This is a genomic window from Streptococcus phocae (assembly GCF_001302265.1).
Taxonomy (GTDB): Bacteria; Bacillota; Bacilli; order Lactobacillales; family Streptococcaceae; genus Streptococcus; species Streptococcus phocae.
Genome location: NZ_LHQM01000012.1, coordinates 52,428 through 63,754, shown reverse-complemented (window position 1 = coordinate 63,754; position 11,327 = coordinate 52,428). Strand labels below are relative to the sequence as shown.

Sequence of the window (11,327 nt, the reverse complement as noted above, 5' to 3'; positions counted from 1 at the left end):
CTTTTGTATTCTTGTTATTTAAATTAATTTACTTCGATTAGTCCTAAATTACCATCTTCACGGCGATAAAGAATATTGGTTTCTCCATCAGCAGCATCTGTATAGATGAAGAAGTCATGTCCTAACAATTCCATTTGTAAGCGAGCTTCTTCGATATCCATCGGCTTCAAAGTAACCTGTTTGGTCCGAACAACTCTTACTTCTGGGCTTTCATCAAATTGTTCTGCTTCGAACTCTTTTGTGAAGACTTGTCCTGTTGGAATTTTTTCACGATGTTTTTTGGCAATTTTGGTTTTATTTTTCCTAATTTGGCGCTCAATTTTATCAACAACCAAATCAATAGAGCCATACATGTCTTGTGAAACGTCTTCTGCTCTAAGGGTTACTGAACCCAAAGGAATTGTTACCTCAACTTTAGACGTTTTTTCACGGTAAACCTTTAGGTTAACACGTGTATCTATTTCTTGTTCTTCGATAAAATACTTTTCGATTTTGGCAAGTTTTGATTCTACATAGTCGCGAATTGCTTCTGTTACTTCGATGTTTTCTCCACGAATACTAAATTTAATCATAAGACACCTCTTTTCTTGCGTATAATACGCTTTGGTTAATACTATTATACCGCTTTCATGAAAATTTGCAAGTTTTAACGTGCAATTGATAAGCTTTTAATCTCCTGACACCCTTTTGCCAATAACTGTCTTTTTAGTTCCATTATTGTGCTACCTGTAGTATAGATATCATCAATTAATAAGATGCGTTCTGGTAAGGAGCAGTTCGGAAGCAAGCGGTAACTGGAACTCATTTGCAGTCTTTCTTTTTTTGTTTTGCTAGATTTTTTGAGACTCCCAGTGCGCTCAAATAAATTGCCATACTTAATATTTCCTGCCTCCAAAATAGCTGTCACTTGATTAAAACACCTTACATCCATTCGTTCTGGACTTATGGGGACTGGAACAGGTAAATAACCCTTGTAGTCTTTTGTGATTATTTGGGATAGTTCTTTAGCAAAAAGCATTCTCAAACAATAGTCTCCTTGAAACTTATATTGATTGAAATAGTCTTTCATTGCTAAATTGTATCTATATAAACTTCTATGCTCGACACGGAGGCCTTGTTTTTCCCAGTCTAAGCAATCCTGACACTGCTTTTTTTGGTTGCTTTTACCACAGCTAGGGCACGAATCGCTTTTTACTTTTTGAAAACTATTTTGGCAAGGTGGGCAAGCATAGGTTTTGTGGTTTTTCATCAAAAAAATATCAGTTATAGTTATTTTTTCGTGATAATCAGTTCGGCACAGTAGACAGTTCATTGGAATACCCTTTTTGGTTCATAAGCTTTATTTCTTTAACAGACTTTTTCATTGCTTTTGTGATGCCTTCATGAATAAAAAGCAGTTGCCCTTCTGGACGTTCTAATGATCTACCTACCCTACCTGCAATTTGTATTAAGCTGGCGGCATTAAAAACCTTATGATTTGCTAAGACCACAAAAACATCTACCCTTGGAAATGTGACCCCTCGCTCCAAAATTGTGGTTGAAACCAATATACCAATATCACCGTGACGAAACCTCTCTACGGTTTCGAGTCGGTTTTCAGATTGGCTGGAAACGTAGCCTATTGCTTCTTTAGGGAAATACGTTTTGAGCAATTCAGCAAATTGTTCACCAAGTTCAATGATGGGAAAAAAGATTAAGAGCGGGTAGGTCGTTTTTCGTTGTTGGGCAATTAGTTTCACAAAAGATTTTGGTATTTTTTTCTGATTTAAGTGTTTTGTCATGGAAAGCAGCAATTTAAACTCTGGCACAATGAGCGGTTTGCCATGGAAACGTCTTGCCAAGGTTAATTTTTCAAGCTCTTTATTGGCTACTTGCTGCTCTAGTTCGCTAGTCGAGGTAGCCGTCAGTAAAATTTTGACTGCATCTAACTTTAAAGCTTGTTCTGATGCGTATTGAAGGGAGCGATTCCCAACAAAGGGAAAAGCATCCACCTCATCAATAATTAGCAAATCAAAAGCTCTGTAAAATTTCATTAACTGGTGAGTGGTTGCGACAATGATTGGGGCGCGGTGGTAGGCCTCGGAATCTGCATGCATTAGACACACTGGACACGAAAAATCGCGAGATAGCCGCTTTTTTAATTCTATACAAACATCAATTCTCGGACTAGCAAGGCACACCCAACCACCCGTGTTAACAACTTCTGCAATCGCTGCATAAATCATTTCCGTTTTTCCAGCACCTGTGACTGCATGAACCAAACTGTTCTTTTGCTGTTTCATATTCGTCAGTAATGCTCTTGATACTTCTGATTGGTATGTTGTGAGTTGTCCTTGCCAATTAAGATAATCCCCTTTTGGAAATTCTTTGGGTTTTACAGCATAGAGGGGACGATCTGATTGGTTACGCCCAAAAACAATACAACTGCGACAGTAGTAAGCGCCAGATGGTAACTGATTCTTGGTTTCCATCAGAGCACTACACCGTTGACAATATAACCTCCTATTTTTCTGATAAGTGCTCTCTATCGCATCGGCTGTGTGCTCTATGTCATCTGGTAAGTGACCTTTTAACCATAAACGTCCATATATTACATCCTTATCTTCCATACTTGGATATTCGATTTTTTTTGCTTATTTTCTTGTTTTTTTGTAAACTTTTCTTATGGAAAACTATCAAACAATTATGGCTGACGGCTCTTTGGAAAAAGAAATCAAAAAATCTCGTTTTATTTGCCAACTAAAACGCATCACTACTGAAGAAGAGGGCAAAGCTTTTATTGCTGCTATTAAGAAGAAACACTATAAAGCCACTCATTCTTGCTCTGCTATGATCATAGGTGAAAAAAGTCACATCAAGCGCTCTAGCGATGACGGAGAACCATCTGGCACTGCTGGAGTGCCCATGTTATCTGTTTTAGAAAAACAAGGGCTCACCAATCTTGTGGTTGTTGTCACGCGCTATTTTGGTGGGGTCAAATTAGGCACGGGTGGTTTAATTCGTGCTTATGGCGGTGTCACTAGTGAGGCTATCGAGGCAGTTGGCATTGTGCAAGTCAAAGAACAAGCTGGATTAGAGTTAACTTTATCTTATCCACAATATCAAGTCTACTCAACCTTTTTGGAACAAGAGGGATTAGTAGAGACTGATACTCAATTTGCTGAGCAAGTCCGTACACTCATTTATTTTGACCCAGAGCGTAAAGAACTAATTTCTAAGGCTCTCATCGATTATTACCACGGCAAAGTCAGTCTTAAAACCATACCATCTCAGATTATTGATGTTGTGATTTCCCCAGGAACACTTCAATAAACCTGATAATTCTTAACTATCACTGTGATAACAATTTACTATTTTACTTTGGCTAAAAATATTCTTATACTTTAGGTTAGATAATATTAATCGTCAATAGTAAAAGAGGTAATATCATGACTAATATATACACTAATATCACTGAATTGGTTGGGCGTACACCCATCATTAAGTTAAAAAACAACAGTCCAGAAAGCATCGCCGATGTCTATGTCAAGCTAGAATCGTTTAACCCGGGTTCATCTGTTAAAGACCGTATTGCTTTGGCGATGATTGAAACCGCTGAAAAAGAAGGGCTAATTAAACCGGGAGATACTATTGTTGAACCAACAAGCGGTAATACCGGTATTGGTTTGGCTTGGGTTGGAGCTGCTAAGGGATATCACGTTATCATTGTTATGCCTGAGACCATGAGTATTGAAAGGCGTCATATTATCCAAGCCTATGGTGCACAGCTGGTCTTAACGCCAGGTACCGAAGGGATGAAAGGTGCCATCGCCAAAGCTAAAGAAATTGAAATCGAAAAAGGAGCTTGGTCACCATCACAATTTAAGAATCCAGCTAATCCAAAGGTACACGAAGAGACAACTGGTCAAGAAATACTAGAGGCCTTTGGACCGACAGGGCTCAATGCTTTTGTTTCAGGTGTTGGTACTGGAGGAACTATCTCTGGAGTTTCACATGTGTTGAAAAAAGCTAATCCTGATATTGCTATCTATGCTGTTGAGGCAGATGAATCTGCTGTTTTGTCAGGAGAAAAACCAGGTCCCCATAAAATACAAGGAATTTCAGCTGGCTTTATTCCAGACACCTTAGATACTGATGCCTATGACAATATCATCCGTGTTTCGTCAGAAAATGCTTTGGCGACAGGACGTTCAATTGGAGCAACAGATGGTTTTCTCGTTGGGATATCTTCTGGTGCTGCTATCTACGCAGCGCTTCAGGTGGCTAAAGAGTTAGGAAAAGGAAAGAAAGTTTTAACTGTACTTCCTGACAACGGAGAACGCTACTTATCAACAAGTTTATTTGATTTCAATGCATAATAAAAAACAGCTACGTTTAAAACGTGGCTGTTTTTTAGTTATATGGTGGCAATGCTGTTCAAAAAGGTAACTACCGTAAAAAACCTATTTCCTTTTAAGGTAGGAAAGACTTTCTTTAACCCACCGAGGTAACTGCTGTTCAAAAGGTTTAAAGCCAATTTTATGACGATTGTTTGAAAAGCGATGTCGCTGAGGGAAATAATGCTTTCCTTCTTCTAGAGTTCTCAATGACAGGCTAGCTTTGTAGCTAAACTCATCATAGTCAATGACTTGAACCCTTACCTTTTCACCTATGTTTAAAACTTGATTAATATTATCAATAAAGCCTGTTTTGACTTCTGAAATATGAATAAGTCCTGTTGTTCCATTTTCGAGGGCAACAAAAGCACCATACGGCTTAATCCCTGTAATAGTTCCGCACAGTTTGTCGCCAATTTTCATTAATCAATGACCTCAATTGTCTCAATCACAACATCTTGTTTAGGTTTGTCTTGAGCACCTGTTTCAACGGCTGCAATCTTATCTAGTGTTTGAAAAGAAGAAGCATCCGCTAATTGACCAAACACAGTATGACGTCTATCTAAATGTGGTGTTCCACCTTGTTCAGCATAGGCTGCAGCAATTGGAGCTGGCCAGCCGCCACGTTCCAATTCTTTTTTAGCATAAGGGATTTTTGAATTTTGCACGATGAAAAATTGGCTACCGTTGGTATTTGGTCCGGCGTTAGCCATAGATAGAGCACCACGAAGGTTATACAACTCATCAGAAAATTCATCTTCAAAACTATCGCCATAGATGGATTGACCACCCATGCCAGTTCCTGTCGGATCGCCACCTTGAATCATGAACTCTGGTATTACCCGATGGAAAATAATGCCAGCATAGTAGCCTTCTTTAGCTAAACCTATAAAGTTAGCAACTGTTTTCGGCGCGTGCTCTGGAAAGAGCTTCAAAGTCATCTCTCCATGATTGGTTTTGATGATAGCGGTTGGTCCTTCAACGGTTTCTAATTCCATTTGTGGAAAATGGTGTTCTTTTTCAATCATTCCTAATTCCTCCAAGGCATACAAGATGCCATCTTCTTCAACTGTTTTAGTGATAAAATCTGCTTTTTCCTGCAATAATGGGTGTGATACTCCCATGGCGATACTAATGCCAGCATAGTCAAATAACTCGATATCGTTTAATTCATCTCCGAAAACCAGGATATTTTCTGGTTTCAAGCCCAGATGTTCAACAACTTTAGAAACTCCTAAGGCTTTTGACGTGCCTTTTAAGACCACATCTGAAGAGTTATCATGCCATCTAACCAATCGAAGGTGATCAGCTAAATCATCTGGTAATTGTAATGCATCCCCTTGGTCCTCAAATGTCCACATTTGATAAACGTCGTGTTTGTGATTATAATCTGGACAAACTTCTAGCTGTGAATAAACGTGATCAATGGTATTTGTAATCATGTCATTGCGAGTCGACAAGACAGCTTCGTGGCGGCCTGCCATGCCATAGTAGATACCAACCTCATCTGCCCATTGTTTGTATCGCGTTACAATGTCTGCTGGAATAGGCGCTTGAAAAATAATATTTTTCTTATTATCTTTCACATACGCACCATTTAGTTTCACGCAATAGTCTGCATCTAAGTCCTGTATTTCTTCTGGGACACCGTACCTTGCACGTCCAGAAGCGATACCGATTAAAATACCCTTTGCCCTGAGCTGACTAAAAACGCGTTGGATTGATTCGGGCATATATCCTGTATCTTTCACCCGCAAAGTATCATCTATATCAAAGAAAACCATTTTAATTTTCTTTGCTTTATATTTTAGTTTTGCGTCCATACTGTCCTCCATTAATAGATACCAATATTATAACATTATTTGTCATCCTGGGGCACTAAATGATGTTGGAAAGCATAAACCACAGCCTGGGTGCGATCATCTACCTGCAATTTTGATAAAACATTTGAAACATGTGTTTTTACGGTTTTCAGCGATATAAACAGCTCATCAGCAATGGTCTGGTTATCGTAACCTTTAGCTAATAGTTGCAAGATGTCTCGTTCTCTGGCAGTTAATTCTTCGTGGAGGTCAGGATATTGATTGTGGGCTTTTATTTTTTTATCCACTTCTGTCTCAATAGCCAATTCTCCTTTCGCGACTTTTCTGATAGCATTTAAAATTTCGGCTGCGCTAGATGTTTTGAGCATATAGCCTTTGGCCCCAGCTTCGATGACAGGGTATATTTTTTCATTATCGAGATATGACGTCAACACCAAAACTTTGGCTTCTTTCCATTTATCTAAAATCTCAAGGGTTGCTTCTACGCCATCCATTTCTGGCATAACAAGGTCCATCACCAATACATCTGGTTTTAAGTCAAAGGCCATCTCAATGCCCTCACGACCGTTTGAAGCTTCGCCAATAACGTCAATGTCAGGTTGTAAATTCAAAAAGCTTTTGAGACCCATCCTTACCATTTCGTGATCATCAACGAGTATTACTTTGATGTGATTCATTATCTTTCTCCCTTACTATTGGCAATCGAATATCCATCGAAACGCCTTTTCCTTCTTGACTAATCAAAGCAATTGTTCCTGCTAAGTCTGCTACACGATCTTCAATATTTTTAAGACCATAGCTCAGATCTCTCACTTGATCCATGTCAAAGCCAATTCCGTTATCAATCATTTTCAATTGTAGCTCGGTTGATGTTTGATTGAGATAAACTTCCAAACGACTAGCTTTTGCATGCTTTAACGTGTTGCTAATAAATTCTTGGGCAATCCGAAACAAATTGTCTTCCATCGCTTTGGGTAAAGTGTGGATATTTTCTTTGTAGACGACCTCTATGTCACTTTTATCGGTCAGTTCTTTTAAAATCATCTGTAACCCTTCCGACAACGTCCGATTTGCTAATTCGGTTGGTCGTAAGTGTAGTAATAAAATCCTTAAATCGTTTTGAGCGTTCTGGAGCATGGCTTCAACTGTCACCAATTGCGTCTGCAGTTGTTCTTTGTCTAGATGTTCCATACTCATGGAAACACCCGATAAAATCATGGATGACGCAAACAATTCTTGACTGACCGTGTCATGCAAATCTCTAGCTATGCGTTTGCGCTCTTGTTGCACAATTTTTTGGCTGTCTAAGATATAGGCACTTTCTTTTTTTTGCAAATTGCTTGTCAAATGTGCCATTTTTTCAGATAACCTGGTCAAATTAACATTAATTTCAGAGGTCGCTTCGAGTGAAATGGTTTGATTGTTGAGAATCCGTCTCAAATTTTGATTAACAGTTCGTTTGCTATTATCGTCCAATAGAATCCATAATAATAACAATAAGAGGGTTACTGAAATAATCAGCAGTAATACGGAAAATACCAAGCGCTCGAGTAACCAAAGGTTACTCAACAAGTAGTCAATGGTAATCCCTAAGTTATCCATAACAACAAATACAATAGATAATATGGTAATACTAGAGTATAACCATACCATAACATAGTGCCGTTTTGTCATCGCCTTACCACCTCGACGTTTCCTGCTATTGTGCTGATAATGATTTTGACTTTCTTGAGGCTTTTGCCTGTCGCTTTTCCTAATTTAATGGACTCATTTCTCAAGTCGTATTCTTGCAAGTCAAAAAAATCAACACTGGCATAAATAGAACTCACGTCTAGTGTCACCGCAACATCAATTGGAACAAGTATTTTTGTGTTTCCAAATATTTTACGAATCACAATCACGTTATCCATACCAGTTACTATCACATTGGTTAAATCAATAGTGTCGTTACCTGACATGCGGATAATGTTGATGTCCTCAAATGAGTAATAATCACTTTCATAGCTGGCAGCACCAAGCCATTGATTTTTAACCTGTTTGACATTGATTTCTTCTTCTTTAAAACGAATTAAAGCAAAACGATTTTTTTTCTTCACTTGCGAAAAATGATTAATGACAATATAGGCTATTCCCAAAAGCACAGCTAGAATGATGTAAGGATTTAGCATGAAAATCAGAAAAAGCAAGAGTAGACTAACCGTTAACAAGAAATTGTTCCGACTATCTTGATTGTAAAAGCGTAACGCTAACAGAATTAAGACTAAAATCAAGATAAAACTTGATAAATCATCAGCCAAAATGGTCATAATTCCCATGGCTAACAGCAGGCATTCTACAAGTAGAAAGAATTGAAATTTTTTCATTAGACCCCTTCCATTCTCTTGTTATTTTATCAAAAAATAAATAGAAATTCAGCTTTGTGCAATCAGACGTCAAAAAAATACCTAGTCAGCTGCTTGAAAAACAGAAAAACTAGGTATGTTTTTAATACTAAGGGGTAGGCTCGGTCTTCTCTGGTGGTGATAATTCTGGTTGACTGGTTGAACCATTATCTTGACCTGAGGAGCTTGAGCTGGATGACTGAGAGCTAGATGAGCTGCTCGAAGGGCTTGTTTCTTCAGGATAGAGGTATAGACTAATCTCTCCTTTTTCTGACAAGCTGATTTGAGTGCCATAATAAGGACTCTGTCCACTTACTTTAGTCTTAGTATTTGGTGAACGCACTTGGACATAGCCTGTTGTTGATGCTGTACTTGGGGCGTACACTTTGATGCGGTGAGGATCAATACCAAGAGCTGTTAAGGTGTTTACCGCTTCAGCATAGGTAGATTCTATTACAATCGGCATAATAATTGTATCGCTAACAGCTATGCTCAAAGTAATGTTAGATTTACCGTCTGGATTAAACTTCTCTCCTTCGCTAGGAGACTGGCTAATGACTGTATTTTCTTCATATTCATTAGTAACAATTTTCTCTATTTTGATTTTGGAACGAGGCACACCATAGGTCTCAACCAGGTTACTGATAACCGCCTCATAGTTTTGAGTTTTGTAATTCTCCATTTCAAAACCTTTTTTACCAATAGATAGATAAAGATTCACTTTAGAGCCTTGGCGTTTTACGGTTCCTGCCTGAGGATCAGTTTTAACCACGTCTCCCTCAGCAACGGTGTCACTCTCAACCTGATGAACCGTGCCAACTTTTAGCCCTAAACTTTCTAGGTCTTTTTTCGCTACTTTGAGACTTGATCCTGAAAGATCAGGAACCTTTACAGAAGTCGGTTTTGTCAAAATTAAATAAGCAAATAACGCAACACCAACTATAAAGAAAGCAAAAAGCATTTTTAGGAGAATGCCCAAAAAGCGATTCTTTTTCTTCTTTTTATGTGGTTTTTGAAGGCTATCCATTTGTTTGCTTTGCTCAAGTCGACTTTCTGTGGTCGCTCCCATATCACTTGGTTTTTTGGGAGTAATATTGGGAGTAGGAGTCACCTTCGGTAATGTTTTTGTGCTATCTGAATCTTCAAAGATAACCTTGCGCTCTCGACTGCGGTTATAACTCAAAGCAGTCATCAAATCTCGGCTCATTTCAAACGTCGAAGCGTAACGGTCGCTTAATTTTTTAGCGGTCGCCCGAATCACAATGTTTTCCAAAGCTTGTGGGACGTTGTGGTTTTCTTCAATGATAGAAGGCAGTGGTTTTTGGAAATGCTGCAAGGCAATCGTTACAGCGCTATCTCCATCGTAAGGGATATGTCCTGTTAACATTTCAAACAGCATGATTCCCATCGCATAGATGTCACTTTGAATTGTTGCTTTAGAACCACGCGCCTGCTCAGGTGATAGGTAATGAACACTCCCTAACATAGAGTTGGTTTGGGTAAGGCTAGTTTCTGCAAAAGCCACCGCAATCCCAAAATCTGTCACCTTGACAATGCCTGATTTGGTCAAGAGGATGTTTTGAGGTTTTAAATCTCTATGAACAATCCCTTTTTGATGGGCTAAAGTCATGGCTGACAGTACTTCTTCCATGATTCTAACCACTTCATTATTGGAGAGTGGAGCGTGATCTTGAATATATTTCTTCAAATCAGAACCGTCAACATACTCCATTACTAAAAATTGCTGTCCGTCTTCTTCACCTATGTCGCGAATGGCAACAATATTAGGATGATTAAGTTCAGCCATGGCGCGCGCTTCTCGTTGGAAACGAGCAACTGCCACCTGATCTGTTTGATAATTCGTTCGTAATACCTTAATGGCAACGTCTTCATTGTCCAGAATCAAATCATTGGCTAAATAAACATCCGCCATACCACCTCGGCCTATAGATTTCAGAATGCGATAACGACCAGCAAATAACTTGCCAATCTGAATCATTCTGCTTCCTCGCTTTCGTTATGAACCAAAGCAACAGTGATGTTATCTAAACCTCCTCTTAGGTTAGCCAAATCAATCAACGCTTGATTTTTCTCATCCAAACTGATGTCTCGATTCAAAATCTCAACAATTTCAGGATTTGAAATCATATTGGTAAGACCATCGCTATTCACTACTAAATAATCGCCAGTTTCTAACTCTGTAATTCCTAAATCAGGAGCCAAAGGAGAGGCCTGACCAATAGATTGGGTAATGATGTTTTTTTGTGGATGAACAGCTGCTTCTTCTTCGGTGATTTGACCAGCCTTGACCAATTCATTGACCAAAGAATGATCGCTCGTTAGTAACGCATAATCCCCATCACGGACGAGTCCAATGCGTGAATCTCCGATATGTGCATAAAGAGCAGTGTTGCCAATCAAAGCAACAGCCTCAACGGTTGTTCCCATTCCTTTATAGTCTTCTGATTGGCCTAATTCATAGATACGTTGGTTTTCAGTTTCAATAGCCTCAAACAACCAGTCTTTTATTGGATCTAATTCTGTGAAGTCCGTATTAACCCATTGTTTTCCTAGGTCAGTAACAGTCATCTCGCTGGCAATATTTCCTGCTCGATGCCCACCCATACCGTCTGCTAGAATAATTAAAGTGATTCCTGATTTGTTGTCATACTTGTTGATAAAATCTTGATTATTTGAGCGCTTTTGCCCAATGTCGGTTTTTAATGAAATTTTCATATGTTTTCTCT

The 11,327-nt window shown here is 38.8% G+C and carries 12 protein-coding genes; 2 read left to right on the top strand and 10 right to left on the bottom strand.

Going from position 1 to position 11,327, the window contains the following annotated elements; genetic code table 11:
* Positions 1 to 23: 23 nt before the first annotated feature.
* The 3 genes from hpf to AKK44_RS04105 all read right to left on the bottom strand — a co-directional run bounded on the left by hpf (position 24) and on the right by AKK44_RS04105 (position 2,609).
* Complete coding sequence (hpf, locus tag AKK44_RS04115) at positions 24 to 572, bottom strand: ribosome hibernation-promoting factor, HPF/YfiA family (RefSeq protein ID WP_054278639.1); 549 nt, start codon at positions 570 to 572, stop codon at positions 24 to 26.
* 74 nt (positions 573 to 646) lie between these two features.
* Positions 647 to 1,024 carry a ComF family protein gene (locus tag AKK44_RS09225; RefSeq protein WP_236686653.1) on the bottom strand — a complete coding sequence of 126 codons (378 nt, stop codon included), beginning with the start codon at positions 1,022 to 1,024 and terminating at the stop codon, positions 647 to 649.
* 262 nt (positions 1,025 to 1,286) lie between these two features.
* Positions 1,287 to 2,609 (bottom strand): DEAD/DEAH box helicase, encoded by a 1,323-nt coding sequence (locus AKK44_RS04105; RefSeq protein WP_054278637.1) that lies wholly within the window; start codon positions 2,607 to 2,609, stop codon positions 1,287 to 1,289.
* Between the two features lie 55 nt (positions 2,610 to 2,664).
* Between AKK44_RS04105 and AKK44_RS04100 the strand changes: the two genes are divergently transcribed.
* Together AKK44_RS04100 and cysK are read left to right on the top strand one after the other, a co-directional pair.
* Positions 2,665 to 3,312: a YigZ family protein gene (locus tag AKK44_RS04100; protein WP_054278636.1), complete on the top strand. Its 648-nt coding sequence runs from the start codon at positions 2,665 to 2,667 to the stop codon at positions 3,310 to 3,312.
* 116 nt (positions 3,313 to 3,428) lie between these two features.
* A complete protein-coding gene (cysK, locus tag AKK44_RS04095; protein WP_054278635.1) occupies positions 3,429 to 4,358 on the top strand; it encodes a cysteine synthase A in 930 nt (309 codons plus the stop codon).
* 84 nt (positions 4,359 to 4,442) lie between these two features.
* On the opposite strand, the gene AKK44_RS04090 is transcribed toward cysK, so the two are convergent.
* The 7 genes from AKK44_RS04090 to AKK44_RS04060 form a co-directional block, all read right to left on the bottom strand.
* The gene (locus AKK44_RS04090; RefSeq protein ID WP_054278634.1) at positions 4,443 to 4,799 is read right to left on the bottom strand and encodes a S1 RNA-binding domain-containing protein; all 357 of its coding nucleotides are present in this window, start codon (positions 4,797 to 4,799) and stop codon (positions 4,443 to 4,445) included.
* The gene (locus AKK44_RS04085) at positions 4,799 to 6,199 is read right to left on the bottom strand and encodes a bifunctional Cof-type HAD-IIB family hydrolase/peptidylprolyl isomerase (protein ID WP_054278633.1); all 1,401 of its coding nucleotides are present in this window, start codon (positions 6,197 to 6,199) and stop codon (positions 4,799 to 4,801) included. The genes AKK44_RS04090 and AKK44_RS04085 overlap by 1 nt, the downstream gene beginning before the upstream one ends.
* Before the next feature lie 35 nt (positions 6,200 to 6,234).
* A complete protein-coding gene (locus AKK44_RS04080; RefSeq protein ID WP_054278632.1) occupies positions 6,235 to 6,876 on the bottom strand; it encodes a response regulator transcription factor in 642 nt (213 codons plus the stop codon).
* A complete protein-coding gene (locus AKK44_RS04075) occupies positions 6,848 to 7,873 on the bottom strand; it encodes an envelope stress sensor histidine kinase LiaS (protein ID WP_054278631.1) in 1,026 nt (341 codons plus the stop codon). The genes AKK44_RS04080 and AKK44_RS04075 overlap by 29 nt, the downstream gene beginning before the upstream one ends.
* Positions 7,870 to 8,562, bottom strand: coding sequence for a cell wall-active antibiotics response protein LiaF (liaF, locus tag AKK44_RS04070; RefSeq protein ID WP_054278630.1), 693 nt, complete (start codon positions 8,560 to 8,562; stop codon positions 7,870 to 7,872). Before liaF ends, AKK44_RS04075 begins: the two co-directional genes overlap by 4 nt.
* A 127-nt stretch (positions 8,563 to 8,689) precedes the next feature.
* On the bottom strand, positions 8,690 to 10,579 hold the full coding sequence (gene pknB / locus AKK44_RS04065) for a Stk1 family PASTA domain-containing Ser/Thr kinase (RefSeq protein ID WP_054278629.1): 1,890 nt from the start codon (positions 10,577 to 10,579) through the stop codon (positions 8,690 to 8,692).
* Positions 10,576 to 11,316, bottom strand: a complete 741-nt coding sequence (locus AKK44_RS04060; RefSeq protein ID WP_037596415.1) for a Stp1/IreP family PP2C-type Ser/Thr phosphatase — start codon at positions 11,314 to 11,316, stop codon at positions 10,576 to 10,578. The genes pknB and AKK44_RS04060 overlap by 4 nt, the downstream gene beginning before the upstream one ends.
* Positions 11,317 to 11,327: the final 11 nt, after the last annotated feature.